The 13,564-nt window shown below is 60.9% G+C and carries 31 protein-coding genes; 6 read left to right on the top strand and 25 right to left on the bottom strand.

Annotation, left to right across the window (positions count from 1 at the left end; translation table 11 throughout):
- Position 1 precedes the first annotated feature (1 nt).
- From terL to ACT54X_RS08340, 24 genes are all read right to left on the bottom strand, one after another.
- Entirely contained in the window at positions 2–1,465 is a 1,464-nt protein-coding gene (terL, locus tag ACT54X_RS08455) for a phage terminase large subunit (protein ID WP_476346009.1), read from the bottom strand.
- Positions 1,407–1,847 carry a terminase small subunit-like protein gene (locus ACT54X_RS08450; protein WP_476346007.1) on the bottom strand — a complete coding sequence of 147 codons (441 nt, stop codon included), beginning with the start codon at positions 1,845–1,847 and terminating at the stop codon, positions 1,407–1,409. The genes terL and ACT54X_RS08450 overlap by 59 nt, the downstream gene beginning before the upstream one ends.
- Before the next feature lie 80 nt (positions 1,848–1,927).
- A complete protein-coding gene (locus tag ACT54X_RS08445) occupies positions 1,928–2,122 on the bottom strand; it encodes a hypothetical protein (RefSeq protein ID WP_476346005.1) in 195 nt (64 codons plus the stop codon).
- Positions 2,123–2,232: 110 nt separating this feature from the next.
- Positions 2,233–2,637, bottom strand: coding sequence for a hypothetical protein (locus ACT54X_RS08440; RefSeq protein WP_476346003.1), 405 nt, complete (start codon positions 2,635–2,637; stop codon positions 2,233–2,235).
- Complete coding sequence (locus tag ACT54X_RS08435; RefSeq protein WP_476346001.1) at positions 2,634–2,930, bottom strand: hypothetical protein; 297 nt, start codon at positions 2,928–2,930, stop codon at positions 2,634–2,636. Before ACT54X_RS08435 ends, ACT54X_RS08440 begins: the two co-directional genes overlap by 4 nt.
- 232 nt (positions 2,931–3,162) lie before the next feature.
- Entirely contained in the window at positions 3,163–3,720 is a 558-nt protein-coding gene (locus ACT54X_RS08430) for a recombination protein NinG (protein WP_476346000.1), read from the bottom strand.
- A 181-nt stretch (positions 3,721–3,901) separates the two neighbouring features.
- A complete protein-coding gene (locus ACT54X_RS08425; protein WP_476345998.1) occupies positions 3,902–4,309 on the bottom strand; it encodes a recombination protein NinB in 408 nt (135 codons plus the stop codon).
- A complete protein-coding gene (locus ACT54X_RS08420) occupies positions 4,306–4,488 on the bottom strand; it encodes a hypothetical protein (protein WP_476345996.1) in 183 nt (60 codons plus the stop codon). The genes ACT54X_RS08425 and ACT54X_RS08420 overlap by 4 nt, the downstream gene beginning before the upstream one ends.
- On the bottom strand, positions 4,485–4,667 hold the full coding sequence (locus tag ACT54X_RS08415) for a hypothetical protein (RefSeq protein ID WP_476345994.1): 183 nt from the start codon (positions 4,665–4,667) through the stop codon (positions 4,485–4,487). The genes ACT54X_RS08420 and ACT54X_RS08415 overlap by 4 nt, the downstream gene beginning before the upstream one ends.
- A complete protein-coding gene (locus ACT54X_RS08410) occupies positions 4,667–4,837 on the bottom strand; it encodes a hypothetical protein (protein WP_476345992.1) in 171 nt (56 codons plus the stop codon). Before ACT54X_RS08410 ends, ACT54X_RS08415 begins: the two co-directional genes overlap by 1 nt.
- Positions 4,837–5,049 (bottom strand): hypothetical protein, encoded by a 213-nt coding sequence (locus ACT54X_RS08405; RefSeq protein WP_476345990.1) that lies wholly within the window; start codon positions 5,047–5,049, stop codon positions 4,837–4,839. Before ACT54X_RS08405 ends, ACT54X_RS08410 begins: the two co-directional genes overlap by 1 nt.
- Position 5,050: 1 nt before the next feature.
- Complete coding sequence (locus tag ACT54X_RS08400; protein WP_476345988.1) at positions 5,051–5,191, bottom strand: hypothetical protein; 141 nt, start codon at positions 5,189–5,191, stop codon at positions 5,051–5,053.
- 25 nt (positions 5,192–5,216) lie between these two features.
- Positions 5,217–6,185, bottom strand: a complete 969-nt coding sequence (locus tag ACT54X_RS08395; protein ID WP_476345986.1) for a DnaB-like helicase C-terminal domain-containing protein — start codon at positions 6,183–6,185, stop codon at positions 5,217–5,219.
- On the bottom strand, positions 6,178–6,525 hold the full coding sequence (locus ACT54X_RS08390) for a hypothetical protein (RefSeq protein WP_476345984.1): 348 nt from the start codon (positions 6,523–6,525) through the stop codon (positions 6,178–6,180). The genes ACT54X_RS08395 and ACT54X_RS08390 overlap by 8 nt, the downstream gene beginning before the upstream one ends.
- A complete protein-coding gene (locus ACT54X_RS08385; RefSeq protein WP_476345982.1) occupies positions 6,522–7,217 on the bottom strand; it encodes a hypothetical protein in 696 nt (231 codons plus the stop codon). Before ACT54X_RS08385 ends, ACT54X_RS08390 begins: the two co-directional genes overlap by 4 nt.
- Entirely contained in the window at positions 7,218–7,403 is a 186-nt protein-coding gene (locus ACT54X_RS08380) for a hypothetical protein (protein WP_476345980.1), read from the bottom strand. It abuts the gene before it with no gap.
- On the bottom strand, positions 7,400–7,753 hold the full coding sequence (locus ACT54X_RS08375) for a hypothetical protein (RefSeq protein ID WP_476345978.1): 354 nt from the start codon (positions 7,751–7,753) through the stop codon (positions 7,400–7,402). Before ACT54X_RS08375 ends, ACT54X_RS08380 begins: the two co-directional genes overlap by 4 nt.
- 49 nt (positions 7,754–7,802) lie before the next feature.
- The gene (locus ACT54X_RS08370; protein ID WP_476345976.1) at positions 7,803–7,994 is read right to left on the bottom strand and encodes a hypothetical protein; all 192 of its coding nucleotides are present in this window, start codon (positions 7,992–7,994) and stop codon (positions 7,803–7,805) included.
- Positions 7,995–8,008: 14 nt separating this feature from the next.
- Positions 8,009–8,221, bottom strand: a complete 213-nt coding sequence (locus tag ACT54X_RS08365; RefSeq protein WP_476345974.1) for a hypothetical protein — start codon at positions 8,219–8,221, stop codon at positions 8,009–8,011.
- 216 nt (positions 8,222–8,437) lie between these two features.
- Complete coding sequence (locus tag ACT54X_RS08360) at positions 8,438–8,593, bottom strand: hypothetical protein (protein ID WP_476345972.1); 156 nt, start codon at positions 8,591–8,593, stop codon at positions 8,438–8,440.
- A 3-nt stretch (positions 8,594–8,596) separates the two neighbouring features.
- Positions 8,597–8,770, bottom strand: coding sequence for a hypothetical protein (locus ACT54X_RS08355; protein WP_476345971.1), 174 nt, complete (start codon positions 8,768–8,770; stop codon positions 8,597–8,599).
- A complete protein-coding gene (locus ACT54X_RS08350) occupies positions 8,767–9,069 on the bottom strand; it encodes a hypothetical protein (RefSeq protein WP_476345969.1) in 303 nt (100 codons plus the stop codon). Before ACT54X_RS08350 ends, ACT54X_RS08355 begins: the two co-directional genes overlap by 4 nt.
- A 77-nt stretch (positions 9,070–9,146) precedes the next feature.
- Positions 9,147–9,461 (bottom strand): hypothetical protein, encoded by a 315-nt coding sequence (locus ACT54X_RS08345; protein WP_476345967.1) that lies wholly within the window; start codon positions 9,459–9,461, stop codon positions 9,147–9,149.
- Positions 9,461–9,670, bottom strand: coding sequence for a helix-turn-helix domain-containing protein (locus ACT54X_RS08340; protein WP_476345965.1), 210 nt, complete (start codon positions 9,668–9,670; stop codon positions 9,461–9,463). Before ACT54X_RS08340 ends, ACT54X_RS08345 begins: the two co-directional genes overlap by 1 nt.
- A gap of 70 nt (positions 9,671–9,740) precedes the next feature.
- Here ACT54X_RS08340 and ACT54X_RS08335 point away from each other — a divergent pair, with 70 nt between their 5' ends.
- Together ACT54X_RS08335 and ACT54X_RS08330 are read left to right on the top strand one after the other, a co-directional pair.
- On the top strand, positions 9,741–10,097 hold the full coding sequence (locus tag ACT54X_RS08335; RefSeq protein WP_476345963.1) for a helix-turn-helix domain-containing protein: 357 nt from the start codon (positions 9,741–9,743) through the stop codon (positions 10,095–10,097).
- The gene (locus ACT54X_RS08330) at positions 10,094–10,828 is read left to right on the top strand and encodes a hypothetical protein (RefSeq protein ID WP_476345961.1); all 735 of its coding nucleotides are present in this window, start codon (positions 10,094–10,096) and stop codon (positions 10,826–10,828) included. Before ACT54X_RS08335 ends, ACT54X_RS08330 begins: the two co-directional genes overlap by 4 nt.
- Positions 10,829–10,841: 13 nt before the next feature.
- On the opposite strand, the gene ACT54X_RS08325 is transcribed toward ACT54X_RS08330, so the two are convergent.
- On the bottom strand, positions 10,842–11,132 hold the full coding sequence (locus tag ACT54X_RS08325; protein WP_476346092.1) for a helix-turn-helix transcriptional regulator: 291 nt from the start codon (positions 11,130–11,132) through the stop codon (positions 10,842–10,844).
- A gap of 441 nt (positions 11,133–11,573) precedes the next feature.
- On the opposite strand from ACT54X_RS08325, the gene ACT54X_RS08320 reads away from it, so the two are divergent.
- From ACT54X_RS08320 to ACT54X_RS08305, 4 genes are all read left to right on the top strand, one after another.
- Entirely contained in the window at positions 11,574–11,879 is a 306-nt protein-coding gene (locus ACT54X_RS08320; RefSeq protein ID WP_476345960.1) for a hypothetical protein, read from the top strand.
- A gap of 638 nt (positions 11,880–12,517) precedes the next feature.
- Positions 12,518–12,811, top strand: coding sequence for a hypothetical protein (locus ACT54X_RS08315; RefSeq protein WP_476345959.1), 294 nt, complete (start codon positions 12,518–12,520; stop codon positions 12,809–12,811).
- 60 nt (positions 12,812–12,871) lie between these two features.
- Positions 12,872–13,114, top strand: coding sequence for a hypothetical protein (locus ACT54X_RS08310; protein WP_476345957.1), 243 nt, complete (start codon positions 12,872–12,874; stop codon positions 13,112–13,114).
- On the top strand, positions 13,111–13,497 hold the full coding sequence (locus ACT54X_RS08305) for a hypothetical protein (protein WP_476345955.1): 387 nt from the start codon (positions 13,111–13,113) through the stop codon (positions 13,495–13,497). The genes ACT54X_RS08310 and ACT54X_RS08305 overlap by 4 nt, the downstream gene beginning before the upstream one ends.
- Positions 13,498–13,564: the final 67 nt, after the last annotated feature.

Below are 13,564 nucleotides of genomic sequence, written 5' to 3'. Positions count from 1 at the left end.
GCTATCCGAAGAACGATTTGCGGGGCGCGATCAGCTCGGCAAACGCCCTCGAAAGCGCATCCACCTGGTCATCATTCGTCCCGTTGGGGAAGCTCCGCAACTCGTTGAGAAGGGGCTGATTCCAGTCCGACCGGATCATGGACACGTTGCCCACATTCACCTGGGCGGCCACTGGCTCAGCGCGTGTGATCTTGTCGCCGGACTCCGGGGAGCTGATGACGCTCGACCCGGCCATTGCGCGGGTCAGGTACAGAACCTGCGTCTTGCCCGCCTGCCCTGGGTCTTGCGGGATCGACTGCTTGACCGACCGGCCATCCATTGAGGAGGTGTTGACCATCGCGGCGTCTCGCTCATCAGGTCCGACACGCATGCGCCGGATATCGCCGATGATGAAACGCCCATCGTCCGTGCGGCCCAACTTCAGGCCGACGGTCCAATCCCCGTCCGTGGTGCTGGCCAAGTCCCAGCCGCGCACCCACTTGATATTCCCGGCCGGAATGGCGTCGATCACCTTGATCTGATCGGGCTTGAACAGGTCGCCGTCCAGAGGACTCGGACGCTGCTGATACAGCGCGTTCCACGTCCTGGGGTTCTGCTCGAACTGCGCCCAGTGTTTGGCGTCAAACCACTCCGGCCAGAGGTACTGGCCCCTCGTTCGTCCAAGCGGGTCGTTATCAACCTCGCACTTGGCCTGCAGGCACAACACCCGCCAATCGTTGCCATCCCTGCATCGGATGACGCCCGACTCACCATTCCAGCCCTCAGGCAGGATGCGGCCGGCCAAGTCGTTTTCATGCCAGCGCGTCTGGATCAACACGATCCACCCGCCAGGAATCAAACGCGTCTTTAGATCGTCCTCGTAGGCGTCCCAGGTCTTCTGCCTGATCGTTTCCGAGTCCGCTTGCTCGCGCCCCTTGATAGGGTCATCAATGATGATGCCGTGAGCGCGATTGCCTGTGATCCCAGAGAGGATGCCGCAGGCCATGTATTCGCTCTCATTGGTCAGCGCGAACTCTTGCGCCGCCTGAGATTCGGAGGTCAATCCACAGCCGAACACCCCGGCGTATCGGGGTTGCTTGATGATCGACCTCGTGCGCCGGCCCATCTTGCGGGCCAGGTCATCTCCATAACTCGCCAGGATCAGCCTGCGCTTCTCGTTCCCGCCCAGGTAGTAGGAGGGGAACACCACCGAGGCATACGTGCTCTTCGCACTACCCGGGGGCATGAAGACCATCATCCGGCCGTGCGGCGTCTTGCTAACCTCGATCAGCTCCTGCAACAGGATACGGTGGTGATGCGCCAGGACCGATTCCACCGGCCTGAACACTTCACCGTCTTGGTCATCGCCTACCGGACGGCCGGGAACGTCTATCGCACTGACGTATCGGAGGATGTCGGCTCGGGCCTTACGCCTGATCAGCAGCTCCTGGGCTGCCTCCTGCGGCGATACGCGCGAGTTCGTCATCGGTCAGTTCTTTGGCGCCTCGCGGGCTCATGCTTCCATCGCTGGAGGTTAGGTCAACCTTGGTGCCCCATTTCTTCGGGGCCAGCTTCGATGCCCGCCATTGCTTGGAAGACAACACTACGTTGGCAACACGCGGATCGATCTCGCCAGACAGCGTGCGATCCTCGATGTCTTCCATGTCGTCATGAATGCCATCGGTGCCGACCTCCCTCGCGCGCGCGCACTTGGCGGCGAATTCAGCCCGCTCGTCCATCCATCGCATGATGGTGGTGCGATCCGGCATGTCGTCGGCGGAGCACACCTTGCGCAGGCTCTGCCCATCCGACAGTCCGTCAATCACGCGCTGGGCGATCTCTTCGGTGTAAGAGCTTGGACGAGCCATAAATAGAAAAGCCCGGCCATCGTGAGACAGCCGGGCAACCCCAGAGAAAGGGATGAGGAGACAACTAGCGGCGTGACAGCCTATTCATTGCGCGAGGCTGCCACAACCCGATCCATGCGCACACAGTGGTGCAGCGGATTTTTCAGCCCGGTCAAGCTGTTCAGCGCATTCGCGGCAGCTTGACACGGAGCCGCCTCGGCAAACCGCTCAATAGGTTGAGCTGGGGCAAAGTTCGGCCCCATTGCAACAAGAAGCCAGATGGTGATCGTCGTCATGGGTTCCTCTCAAGCAAAAAGCCGTCCGGATCACTCCCGAGCGGCTTTTTCTGGACGCACCACGCCCACCACGGCGCGGAGAATATCAGAAATTTGTCGCCGCGCAAGCACTACATGACACCGGCAGCCATCAGCCGGCGCGTGAGGATGTTCCGGGCCTCCAGAATCACCACTCCCCGCTCCTGGGCGTCCTTCGGGAGCCTGGGGCTCATCCACACCTTGCGGCCGGTGTAGCAGTTCCGCGCCAAGCAGTAGATCGCCGAGCGATAGGGCTCAGCCATTCCGCCCTGCCCTCGTGAGTCCCCGCTGACCTGGAAATCCACCGTAGCCATGATCTTGGCTTCCTGCTCGCGGTCGAGGATCTCCGATGCCGAGTCCCATGTCCCTCGGGTATTGGCCTCCTTGAACGTTGGATCAGCGACGTGATCGGCGCCGTTGAGGGGCTTGCCCTTCATCCAATGGTGCCAGCGGGACAGAAGATCGTCCAGGACGTCGAACTCGTGCGCCATCATCATCGCATCCCTCCAATGAACCTCGGCCGCTCAGCCGTCTTGAACAGCGCCGCAGTGCGTCGCGTCTTGTCGGCCTGGTCGTGCTGCAAGTCCTCTATCTTTTGCCGCCCTGTCTCTGTGATCCGGTATTCGCACACCCTGCCTTTTCGCTCAGCTCGCGCCCGGCCGTTCTCCTGCAGGTTGGCCAGGGCATTTCTTGCCTCCTTCTCCTCGCATCCGAGGTGGGCCATGGCGTCTTTGACGGTCATGGGGCCGTTTTGAAGGGCCAGAAGGATTCGTTCTGTGCGGGTCAGCATTTCTTGGACTCCTTTGCGAGGCCGCGCCAGTACGGTTTTTGGTTGACAGTAGATGGGCGCGATCTATCTTCATGCGCGTCGGCGGGATTGAAGGCAATTACCGACCAACGGCGGCCTGTCCAGTACTGAAACCACTCACCGCCACCCCAGTTACATCGAGTGAGATAGACACCCTTACGCGCCGGCGTCACATCGGGGCGAAACCAGGGAGTCAACTCGTCTTTGCAATCAATTAGCATTTCTTCATCTCCTTCAGCTTCTGGCGGTAGGTGTCGCGGATGGCGCGCAGCTCGTCGTGTGTCCACTTGTGGGGCTCGTTGTTGCTTTCGAGTGCATCAACGCGATTGATGCCAATGCGCTTCACAAGGCCAATGCGGTAATCGACGGCGTTGCCCGACTTCCACTGGTTGCACTCGACGCACTGGCCGTGCACGTTGTCTTCGTGGAATCGAAGATGGCTTGCGCTGCCAACGCTTCTGTAGTGCCCAGCATCACGCCCCGAATGCAACCCGGACAGATCGGGCGGAGGCGCATCGCACGAGATGCAGGGCCTGTGCTTGTCGCGCTCCCTGATCCATGCGTTGAAGACGATTTGGGCCTCGCGCAGCAGCACGGGAATGGTCTTGATCGCCTCCTTGCGCGTCCTGATCTGTGCGCGCTCCTGGGCTTTGTCGGCCTTGACCTTCTGCGCGGCGCAGCGTGGGGAGCAGACAGACTGCATGGGGCGGACTGGGGCAAAGGGCTTGCCGCAGTGCTTGCAGGGGCGGGGCTTTGGGTTGAAGGGGGTCATGGGCGCAGCACGGTCGCCTGAATGCAGCGCAGGCGGGCGTTGTAGCCCGTCTCTTGAATCACTCTCAGAATCCGTTGGCACTCATCGACCGTAGCGAAACGCTCAATTGGCACCGTCGGAACCATTGCCATGCCCTGTGTGCCACCAATGCCAAGCAATAGCCAAACAGTTACTGTTGCCATCACTCTTCCCCATCCTTGAACACGACGCCACGCTCAGCGCCAAATGCAGTCATCAGCTCCTGCATGTCGCTCATTTCGCCCTTCGTCATCTTTGACGTGGACAGGCCCAGCACCACGAACCCGCCGTCCAGGCCCGGGACGACCTTTTGCTTGTTAAGGGCTGCACTGAAAACGTGCTTCCACTCCAAGGGCGTGAGCTTCTGGCCGTACCACTCGACCTGTTCACTGATGTCGGTCAGCATCGCCCATAGCCTGCGGTTTTGCGCATCGGAGCGCTTCTCCGGCTTCACCTCCAGCGTCAGGCGGTGCTCTGCCATGAGATGAGCCTTGGCCCATTCCCATGCCCTTGTGAATGCCTGGTGGCCTTGCTGGGCGTTGAAGAGGGTGAGCTTTACGGTCTCGGTCATAGCTCCTTCTCCGCCTCCATCTCTGCCCTCTTGGCCGTGTAGGTATCCATCCACAGCTTCATGTTCTCGGGCTGGAACTTCCACGAGAACGGGCATGCGCCGATATGCGGCAGTCCGGCCTTGGCTGCCTGCTCTGCCATCAGGACCACAGTGCGGTGGGTGTAGGTGGAGTCGGTCATTCCACGTCCAGCAGCTTTCGCGCGAGCCGAGCCAACACCGCGCGCAGACGCTCAGGAGGAATGTCGGGAAACTCGCCCTTGAGGTCGTTGAAGAGCTGGTCGGCCTTCTTGTACCGACCGCTGCGCATCATGCGAAACGCATGCATGGCCAGTTCAAGATCAGCAAGTTCGGCGCCCATCACTTCTTCCCCCTCACCGCTACGACGCGGGTGTTACCGAAGCCGTGAAACTGGCGCTCAAAGACGCCAGAAGCGCGCGCCTGCTTGCGGGTGGCATGCATCGGCCAGATGTTGAGCCAGCGACCTTTCCGGCTCTTGCGGTACTGCACCTTCCACTTGATCTTTGCCATCACAACTCCCTTGCGGCTTCGTCTTCCCTGGCAAGCGCTTCGGTGAAGTGCTTCACCAGTGATTCGGTGAACTCATAGTCAGCCACTCGCTCATCCAGTTGGACGATCAGGCTGAACAAGTCCTCACGTTCAAGGCTTGTGAAAATTTCTTCAGCCAGCACTTCGGCTTCAACACGCACTCCGATAAAAACGGTCGGAACCTTCTTTTGCATCTCACTTCTCCTTCATCGCGTTCTCAAGCAACCGGGGAAGCTCCCCGTACACATCCGGCTCTTCATGAGCCAGGTTCTTTGCCTTGCTCCACATGTAGACCTTGGCTCCTTGGTAGGGGCAGACCTTGAGCATGTGGACCATGTGATTTAGCTGACGCTGTAGGCGGTCAGCAGTCCTCGGGGTGGAGGAACAACTTAATGGGCTCGTCATTGGCCATGCCCACGAATTGCTGGCTGTCGCGGTGGAACCAGAGGCCGATGTTTCCTTCCCACTCGCCATTTCTCTGCTTGTCGCAAATCAGCAGCGTGTCGGGGTTCTTAGCCTCGTCCACCTCCTTGCCGGCTTCGCGGTCGCGCTCCTTGGCTTTGTTGCGCCACACGCTGATCACGTTGTCCACCTGATCGGTGATCGAGCCCGAACCCTTGTAGTCGTACTTGTTAGGCTTGTGGTCCTCGCTCTGCGGCTTGCGGATGTGGTGCACGAGGTGGATGTGCATGCCGTAATCCCGCGCGATGGACGTGAGCTGATCCACGAACGCCTTCTGGCCGTTGTAGTCGTCTTCCCCGCTGACGCACTTCATCAGCGAGTCGATGAAGAAGTGCTGACCCTGCTTCTCCTTCGCGAAGTAGCGCGCCACTGCACAGACCTGATCTGCGGTCACGGTGCCCTGCTGGTCGTACAGCCACAGCTTGTCGGTGGACCACGCAGAGAACTCGCCATAGGCGCCCACCAGCAGCTCGATTGCGTCGGCGTTGCCGCGGAACGCGGGGTGGTCCGGGTTCTCTCCCGCATACTGCCTGGCCATGCGCTCCAGCGTCTTCATGGGCTTCATCTCGAAGCTGGCCACACAGACGCGCTGCATCTGCGCGCACAGCGACAAAGCAACCTGCCCAGTCACCAGCGACTTCCCGTTGCCGTTCGCGCCACCCCACAGCGTCACCTCGCCCGGGCGGAACGCAATCAGGCCGTGCGTCTTGCGCCAGGGCATCAGCGTGCGCTTCGGCCGCACGGGGTTCTTGATGCGTTCGATCAGCTCCTGCATCCAAACGGATGCGGGCTTGACCTTCTGCTGCGCGTCGGTCTCGCGCTCGTACTGCGCGAAGTCCACGTCCTCGGTGCTGAAAATCTCAGCCATTCGTCACCCCATGAGTCAGCATTTCCACGCCCTCCTGCGTGTGAATCGTTGTCACCACCGTCTTCGCATTGGCCGCGATCAGGGCCTGATGCAGACGCCTTGCCCGGCTCGGGCTGCGGAAGCACTGAGCCAACACAACCATGCCGACGACAACGCGAAGATCCAGCGCCTCCGGGATGTCGTCCTCTGCAATCTCGATCTCGGGCTGCCACTCCCGCGTCCAGCTTTGCGGGTGTTCGTGCCACGACCGAGCCGAAAAGCCCTCGCCATCCACGACCCACACGGCACGGGGCTTGTGCCCAGCACGGCGGAGTTGAAGCAAAGGCTTCTCGCCGGTCATACGAAGCTCACCTGCTGGGCGGGGGTGGTGTCGTCGTTGGCACCCTCCCACCGTTTTTGGTTGAGGTACACCAGCGGCGCAGGAACGAACTGCCCGGCGTCTTTCGTCCAGCTTGGCGAGGTCTTCATTCGCTCGACATGAGCCAGGATCACCGCAGCGTCACGCTCAGCGCTCGCCTTTTTCCAAGCCTCCAGGCACTTGCCCTTGGCTTGTTTCCGGTCGGTATCCGGCCATGCTTTCCAAAAACGAACGAAGCCGTCAGGCTCGTCACGCGACGCGTCGCGTATTCCTTCCTTTCCCTTCCCTTCCCTTCCTCCCTGTGCGTCACTGTCACGTGGTTGACGCGTGCCGACGCGTGGTTGACGCGTCGTTTGTTCTTGTGGATCGGGCAGTTGCGAAGCAGACTCACGCGGGTTGATGTGCTGGTGAGCCTTGAAGGCAGGGATATGGGCATAGCCCTGGCCATACAGCACCACGAGACCCGTAGACACGATCTCGTCGCACAGCGCCTGGATATCGCAGTTGTCGCCCGGGAAGTACCGCAGCTTGAACGTGACGGGCTTCCACACCAACCGGCCTTCCTTGTCTGCCTCGCACCAAATGGCGATGTAGAGCAGACGAGCCAGTGGAGACAGGTTCACGATGTCTTCGCTGGTGAAGAACTCGGGCTTGATGGTGCGGATACGAGCCACTTACTCAGCCCTCTTGAAATACGGCTCGGCGCGAACAGGATCAATCGGCCGCACGCGGTAGTGAGCAGCAGTGCCGCGAGCCCGTGCAGCGCGGGAGGCGCCCATCTGAATGCGCTTGGCCTGGTCCAGCTTGCGCAGGGGGGTTTGGATGGGCGTGGAGCGCCAGTTGAAGGGGGATGTGCTCATGCGGCGCTCGAAAGGCAACGGACAGTGACGCGGTGCCAGCCGGCTTTGCGGGCCAACTCGGCGCATTGATAGGCGGACGACTCCACCTCGAAAGGCTTCGTGCGCGCAGGCTTGAGCGAGGCATCCTTGATCCACTTGTCGGCATCAAACGCGCCTTCACGCCGTTGGCGCAGCCTGTGGTATTCGTGCTCTTCCTGCGCCTTGATGACGCGCTCGGGATCAACCCCCAGCACGACCCATCCTTTGTGGTACTCCGCCGCCTTCTTCTTCGGTGCGGCCTTTTTGGCTGGACCTCCGAGCGAGGCAATCAACACCTTGTCGCCGCGAAAGTTGACATAACTGAGAGGCATCGTTCGCTCCTAATCCGTGCTCTTAAGACACAACCTAGGCACAAATGCGTTACGCATTTCCCTGGATCAAAGTACGGACCTTGAGCCGGCGCCCAAGGGTCACTTCGTCCAGACGTTCCAACGCCAGGCGCATCACCGCCTGGTCGAACTCAAGCCCGCTCGCCATTGCGTACTCCACGAGGGCGCGGTACTTGTCTTCCGGCAGCTCAGCACTGGGCGGCTGCTCTGTGATTTCAGGCAAGGGCTACTCCTTGGTTACGCGTTAGCGCGTCGCATTTGGGGAGCCACTTCCACAGAATCCGCGGCATGACTACGCCTCCATGCCAAAGCCTCCAAGGCCAGCTGCAGGATCACAGGAGTGATCTGCATTCCTCGGGCCTCGGCCTCGTCAGTGAAAAGCGCTCGGTGCTCGTCGTTGATCGAGAGGTTGACGCGGTGTTTGCGGATGTGGGCGGGGTTGGCGTACATGGTGGATCTGGTCGGTTGGTTGAACTGGCCCCGGAGGGCTCGGAGTCCCCTCGTAGTTGTTGGATAAGCGTGTTTGATGCGGCTCTAGTGGCCTTGGGATCACTCGTCGTATTCACCGGGGCGGCGAACGTCGCGGCCACGCATGAAGAGCACGAGAAGAAAGACGAGGACCGCGTAAACGGTCATGCCGATGGCAATGGCGGTGACGGTCATGGATCACTCCTTGGCGATGTCGAACATGCTCAGCACGCCGAAGATCGAAGCGATTACCCCGATCTGCATGCATGCGATGGAAGGCGTCTCCGCTGCCGCGCCATATGCCACCAAGGCGACGCCAGCAAAAAGGATGGAAAAGGAGTAGCGCAGGGGCATGGCCTACACCTTGGCCAGCAGCCAAGCGCCCCAGCAAAGAAGGCCGACGTTGATCGCCACGTTGAGCATCTGAGAACCAAAGCCGGGCGCGGAGGACTTTGGTCGAGCAAGGGCTACGGCCGCCCCGAAGATGACCAGGGCGCTAAGCACCATCTGCGTGACGATGTAGGCGGTCATGCTTGCCCCGTCGGCTGGGCGGGCTCCGTGGCCTCGCGGATGAGGTCGAACGCCTTGATCAGGGACAGTGCCAGACACTCCGGCGTCAGCGACCCTTGGCTTGCCGCATGCAACACGGCATCGCGGATGTCGGCTGCTTCGGCCTGGGTGATCGTGGTGTTCATCGCTGATCCTTTGAGCTTGAGAGTCGGGAAGCCATCCGCCATGAGGTGCATGGACCGCAGTCGTGCCGCCATGCGCTTGGTGACTTCATCGCGAGCCTTCTGGGCCTGCCTGCAGGTGGGCTTGATGGGCTTCATCTCACGCCCCTTGAGTGGCGGGCTCGGTGGACAGACTCATGGAGAGAGCCCCATGCGAAGATGGGTTCGTCACAACTTCACTTCGCATGGGGACCTCCATGACCGAGAAAAAGGGCGGCACGTTTGCCATCCAATGCCCGCAGTGCGGCGGCGATCAGTTCATCCATCCCGAGGGCGCGAACCTGGAATCGGAGATCACCTGCGCCTCGTGTGGACTGAAGGCGGTTGCGCGGGATCTCGCAGCACCGCAGGGTCTGGAGCATGCGAAGCGCCTTGCGCTCGAAGCGCTGCGCACGGCGCTTCGGAAGTAGCGCGACCAGCGCACCCAGTTGCTGCGCCTGCAGCGCCAACAGGTGGCAGTCCAAGGTCGCCGTCAGCGTGCGCTGTGCCATCACTGCACCCCTTGTGCGACGGGGTCGGTGGACAGAAGCTCTTTGGGGACCTTCTTGCCCTGGCGGACCAGCGCGGCAATCACTCGGTCTGCGATGCGCTGCGGAAGCACCTCCGGCCAATCCGTGACGGCCTGGTACGTGATGCCGATGGCTTCTGCTGCGGTGGCAATCGAACCGCCAAGGTGTTGGATGGCTACTGACTTGAGCATGGGTCAGATTAAAGCATGCCTTCAACCTAGTTTGCAAGCATGCCTTCAATCGTCATTGCACCATCCGGGGATGACCTATGGCGTCCGTTTAGAACAAGCGCTTCAAGAGGCGGGCAAGGATCGGAAGGAGCTGGCTGACGCGCTTGAGATCAGCGTTCAGTCCGTGGGGCAAGTCATCACCGGCGTCACGAAGGCGTTCACCGCGGAGAACAACGCAAGGGCGGCCAGATTCCTTCGCGTGGACCCTTACTGGCTGGCGACTGGCGAAGGAGTGCCCCGCCCGCAAGGAAGTGGCTGGCCGTTCCTGTCCTTTGGTCCATCGGACTACTACGCGCTTGATGAAGCCTTGCGCATCGAGGCGGAGGATCGCTTGGCTGGAGCAATCCTAAGGATGCGCGGACTGAAGCTCTCTAAGGAAAAGCTGTGAAGATTGCAGAATTGGTTGTAGTCGCGGCAGCCGCCTACGCGCTAGGCGGGAGTGCCTTCTCCGCTGAATTTGAAACGTGCACCGAAACAGCGAAGACCAACCCCGGGCTGACCATACCTAGCACCTATCAGGGCAAGTCGCCACGCGGAGCAGACATGTATGTGAAAGGGCGTGTTTGCTTTCGAGGTCGAGACGTCACCGACTGGGCGGCCGGCCCCGGGCGCCGAGTGGCTTCAGGTCTGCTGCTGCCCTATGGAAAAGCCGAAGGAATCATTGAGGCTTTGTCCGCTTCGGTTGACCAGCCCTCTTACTTGGTGAGGGTGTACGAGGACCAGCGGGGCAACTTGCAGCGACAGTTGCTGGTCCAATCGCAACATGCCAATGCGCCCGAGCGCAGCATTGACCGCTTTCAGATCTCTTGGTTCGACGAGCAGGCCGGAGCCTTGTTCTTCGAAACGCCAGCCTATGCCACCAATTCCGCCGTATGGATGATCCGCCTCCCGGTATCGGATTGGTCTGAGCCCGTGGCACCGCGATTCGTGGGAAGAGGATGGGTTGAGTGGGGAAGTGGGGATAGCGTGCGCGACGGGTGGTCGATCATCCTCTACTCAGACGATCTGGTTCCAGGGCAGGGGCGGATTCCAAGGTATTACCTTCACCGCGCAGACGGCGCGCGGGTCTGCCAGACGTCCGCTCCTCTGAACCCGTTTCAGCCAAAGTGCATCAGGTGATTGAGGATGCAGGCTAGCCTGGCTTGGACCATCTTGAGTCTGGCGCTTGCCCCCGATACACCTTGAGGAATGCGCAGTCTGAGCGCCCAGCGGGAGGGCACTCAGGATGGCGCGTCGTCCCAAAGAGGATGAAGTCCGACGTAACGCCTAGCTCCAGGCAAATGTCTCGTAGCTGCATCGCCAGCATCGACTGAGTTCCGGCCTCCCATCGGGAGACGGTTTGTTGCGTTACACCCAAAGCCCTGCCCACATCGGACTGAGTGAGTCCCGCTTGTTCTCGCGCCCTGGTCAGGCGCGCCGCCATATGCGGGTCCGCTTGGGTGCCCATTCCGTCTCCAAATTTTGCGCACAAAAGCTGTGCATTGTTGGCAGCTTTCCTTCACCAAGCTGACAGCTTTGTGTCTTGCGTGTGTCACTCCTGTGGCGTGTACACGCCCGGGGCGTGGCGACCCCTCTCCTGACAGTCCAGAACTCTGAAACGCGCGTGGCGTGTAAGGGTTTGCCCAAAAAACAAACTTTTTTGAAAGCATGCTTGCACAACGGATGAAGGCATGCTTTAATCATCCCCATCGACTCACTGCACAGCAGGGGGTCGAAGGGACTCAGTCCCGGGGCGCCCGGTTGCAAGCCTACCCACCGGTGAGGGTCACTCCCAAGAGCAGCAAGCGTGAGTCAGGCGGGTGTCTGGCGACCAATCCAAAGCGCATTCATGGGGAGTGCGTTTCGGATTGACAAGGAGACCTGCATGAACCTCAATCAAAACGACCTGGAATTCATCAGGGATCAGATGCAGCAGGGCAAGCTGACAGTGGCTCAAGCCAACGTGCAGTTGGTTCGCATGAAGCGTGTGCAGCTGTGCACTGGGCGCATCCCCGCCGATGTGCGCAAGACGCTGAATGCTGCGGTCAAGGCTGGTGAGCTTGGGCACATGAAGAAAGATGGGCACAGGCCGGAAGCGTACTTCCATCCGACCTTTGACTACTTGGCCAAGGCGGCTCGCGCCGAACATGAGCGCTCCGTCATCCGCGCGCTGCAAGCTGTGTGCGCCTAACCACCCGGCCTTCTCACGAGGGCCGAAGCCACAGCCTCGCGGGTCGGGGCTGTGGTTTCTACAAGGAGAAAGATGATGGTCCTAACCGCAAATGAAGCTGCGTCTATCTGGAGCCTGATGGACGTTCTTTGGAAAGACGTCAAACACCTCAGTGTCGCTCTCGAGGATGGGCAAGGAGACACCAAGATTGTCCTCCTCAAGCCCAACGGGAGCATAGAGGTGTCGCGTAACGGGAAGGCGAAGGAGTCGTTTGATGGCCCCAGCGACTTCACTGATGCGTACGGCCTTCCTTAACCGCCCGGCCCTTCGGGGCCTTCACGCCAACAAGCCCAACACCCAAGAGGAGACCGAATGCTCGCAATCCTTGCGCTTGCTTGTCTTCTCACACAACCGACCCCCGAAGGTGATGGCCGCCTGAGCGCCGTTCTGGAGCTTGCCGAAAGGCGCCCTGAACAACGCCCGTCGTCCTACGGTTAGTGCGAGAACTTTTTCGGGGACGCCCTCTACGGAGGGCCTTCACACCAACACTCGCCCGAGTGCTGATGCGAGGGTCCGGACATCTTCACAGGAGCTTTTCAGACGCACGCCCAATGTTGGGCAACAACCCCGGACCCTCTCTATCTACATAAGGAGTGAGCATGAAGACAAAACCCAACATCGGCGACCTGCGCGTCTGGCACATCCCGCAAGTGCCGGGCAAGCCCTTTCATGTGCCTGTTGCCTCGCCGGCAGAGGCAAAGAAGGTGTTGGCCATCCTCGCCGACTACGACCTGTTCCAGTACCGCAACCGCATCAAGCCGGACTACTGCAATGCGGCCGGTTTGGAGGTCTACGAGGCCGACGATGGGCATGGCAAGCCGGGCTGGTACGAGTGGGCCGATGAAGAAGGCTCAAGCATTGATGAGACTGAACTCGCAAGCGCTGCGACCTGACCCCGCCCGCCCACACAAGAGCCCGCTACATGCGGGCTTTCTTCTTTCTGGAGCACAGACATGGACAAGACACAGGAAGCGGCGCGGCCGGCGCCCCAGGCAACCGACGAGCAGGTAGCGGCCGGCATCGCCGCTGCGGCAGCACTCGACCCGGTGCTGCGCTCGCTGTACCCCAGCGAGGTGCGAGCGATCTACGCGGCGATGGTCGAGGCCGGCCAAGCCGCCGCCCCGTCTCTCGCGCTGACCGCCTTCATCCAGGACGTCGAGGCGGCCGAGGGCAAGGCCACGGGAGCCCAGGCATGAGCGCCCTCGCCCAGCACCATGCATTGCGCGGCCTGCAGGTCCGCTTCGACAACCTGCAGTCGGCGCCAGTGCCCAGCAACGCCCGCGACGAGATCCTTGACCTGGTGACGAACGCAGAGGTCTCGCTGAAGTGCGTGCCGTACTTCAGCGAGACGTTCGGCATCGAAAACCACCTGACGCCTGCAGACGTGGTCCTGGAGGCTCTGGGCGAGAAAGAGGCTGCGCAAGCCTTCCTGCTCGCGCTCATCAACCACCCCGAAGCACTGCGCGATGTCCGCATGGCTGCAGCAAGGTACTTCGCTGACCGGCACGCCGTCAAGCTGGAGCAGGCGCGCGCTGATGCGGCATTTGAAGCGAGGTTTGACCATGCCCCGCCTCTCTGACTGGCTAGCCGCCCCATTCATCGTCTGCGTCGTCCTGGTCCTGATCGCATGCATCGACAAGACCTGA

This window comes from Pseudacidovorax sp. DMC4 (assembly GCF_056314265.1).
Note: the sequence above shows the minus strand (reverse complement) of the source record. Positions and strands in the feature narration are given on the sequence as shown.

What these genes read in the sequence shown, in the direction of transcription:
- ACT54X_RS08435 (WP_476346001.1), bottom strand. Translation starts at nt 2,930, where the DNA reads ATGCTGACCCGCACAGAACGAATCCTTCTGGCCCTTCAAAACGGCCCC.
- ACT54X_RS08350 (WP_476345969.1), bottom strand. Translation starts at nt 9,069, where the DNA reads ATGAAGCCCATCAAGCCCACCTGCAGGCAGGCCCAGAAGGCTCGCGAT.
- ACT54X_RS08405 (WP_476345990.1), bottom strand. Translation starts at nt 5,049, where the DNA reads ATGCAAAAGAAGGTTCCGACCGTTTTTATCGGAGTGCGTGTTGAAGCC.
- ACT54X_RS08380 (WP_476345980.1), bottom strand. Translation starts at nt 7,403, where the DNA reads ATGAGCACATCCCCCTTCAACTGGCGCTCCACGCCCATCCAAACCCCC.
- ACT54X_RS08430 (WP_476346000.1), bottom strand. Translation starts at nt 3,720, where the DNA reads ATGACCCCCTTCAACCCAAAGCCCCGCCCCTGCAAGCACTGCGGCAAG.
- ACT54X_RS08320 (WP_476345960.1), top strand. Translation starts at nt 11,574, where the DNA reads ATGAACCTCAATCAAAACGACCTGGAATTCATCAGGGATCAGATGCAG.
- ACT54X_RS08400 (WP_476345988.1), bottom strand. Translation starts at nt 5,191, where the DNA reads ATGGTCCACATGCTCAAGGTCTGCCCCTACCAAGGAGCCAAGGTCTAC.
- terL (WP_476346009.1), bottom strand. Translation starts at nt 1,465, where the DNA reads ATGACGAACTCGCGCGTATCGCCGCAGGAGGCAGCCCAGGAGCTGCTG.
- ACT54X_RS08335 (WP_476345963.1), top strand. Translation starts at nt 9,741, where the DNA reads ATGACCTATGGCGTCCGTTTAGAACAAGCGCTTCAAGAGGCGGGCAAG.
- ACT54X_RS08355 (WP_476345971.1), bottom strand. Translation starts at nt 8,770, where the DNA reads ATGACCGCCTACATCGTCACGCAGATGGTGCTTAGCGCCCTGGTCATC.
- ACT54X_RS08420 (WP_476345996.1), bottom strand. Translation starts at nt 4,488, where the DNA reads ATGACCGACTCCACCTACACCCACCGCACTGTGGTCCTGATGGCAGAG.
- ACT54X_RS08445 (WP_476346005.1), bottom strand. Translation starts at nt 2,122, where the DNA reads ATGACGACGATCACCATCTGGCTTCTTGTTGCAATGGGGCCGAACTTT.
- ACT54X_RS08415 (WP_476345994.1), bottom strand. Translation starts at nt 4,667, where the DNA reads ATGGGCGCCGAACTTGCTGATCTTGAACTGGCCATGCATGCGTTTCGC.
- ACT54X_RS08440 (WP_476346003.1), bottom strand. Translation starts at nt 2,637, where the DNA reads ATGATGATGGCGCACGAGTTCGACGTCCTGGACGATCTTCTGTCCCGC.
- ACT54X_RS08425 (WP_476345998.1), bottom strand. Translation starts at nt 4,309, where the DNA reads ATGACCGAGACCGTAAAGCTCACCCTCTTCAACGCCCAGCAAGGCCAC.
- ACT54X_RS08375 (WP_476345978.1), bottom strand. Translation starts at nt 7,753, where the DNA reads ATGCCTCTCAGTTATGTCAACTTTCGCGGCGACAAGGTGTTGATTGCC.
- ACT54X_RS08360 (WP_476345972.1), bottom strand. Translation starts at nt 8,593, where the DNA reads ATGCCCCTGCGCTACTCCTTTTCCATCCTTTTTGCTGGCGTCGCCTTG.
- ACT54X_RS08395 (WP_476345986.1), bottom strand. Translation starts at nt 6,185, where the DNA reads ATGGCTGAGATTTTCAGCACCGAGGACGTGGACTTCGCGCAGTACGAG.
- ACT54X_RS08390 (WP_476345984.1), bottom strand. Translation starts at nt 6,525, where the DNA reads ATGACCGGCGAGAAGCCTTTGCTTCAACTCCGCCGTGCTGGGCACAAG.
- ACT54X_RS08315 (WP_476345959.1), top strand. Translation starts at nt 12,518, where the DNA reads ATGAAGACAAAACCCAACATCGGCGACCTGCGCGTCTGGCACATCCCG.
- ACT54X_RS08365 (WP_476345974.1), bottom strand. Translation starts at nt 8,221, where the DNA reads ATGTACGCCAACCCCGCCCACATCCGCAAACACCGCGTCAACCTCTCG.
- ACT54X_RS08310 (WP_476345957.1), top strand. Translation starts at nt 12,872, where the DNA reads ATGGACAAGACACAGGAAGCGGCGCGGCCGGCGCCCCAGGCAACCGAC.
- ACT54X_RS08410 (WP_476345992.1), bottom strand. Translation starts at nt 4,837, where the DNA reads ATGGCAAAGATCAAGTGGAAGGTGCAGTACCGCAAGAGCCGGAAAGGT.
- ACT54X_RS08325 (WP_476346092.1), bottom strand. Translation starts at nt 11,132, where the DNA reads ATGGCGGCGCGCCTGACCAGGGCGCGAGAACAAGCGGGACTCACTCAG.
- ACT54X_RS08340 (WP_476345965.1), bottom strand. Translation starts at nt 9,670, where the DNA reads ATGCTCAAGTCAGTAGCCATCCAACACCTTGGCGGTTCGATTGCCACC.
- ACT54X_RS08345 (WP_476345967.1), bottom strand. Translation starts at nt 9,461, where the DNA reads ATGGCACAGCGCACGCTGACGGCGACCTTGGACTGCCACCTGTTGGCG.
- ACT54X_RS08305 (WP_476345955.1), top strand. Translation starts at nt 13,111, where the DNA reads ATGAGCGCCCTCGCCCAGCACCATGCATTGCGCGGCCTGCAGGTCCGC.
- ACT54X_RS08450 (WP_476346007.1), bottom strand. Translation starts at nt 1,847, where the DNA reads ATGGCTCGTCCAAGCTCTTACACCGAAGAGATCGCCCAGCGCGTGATT.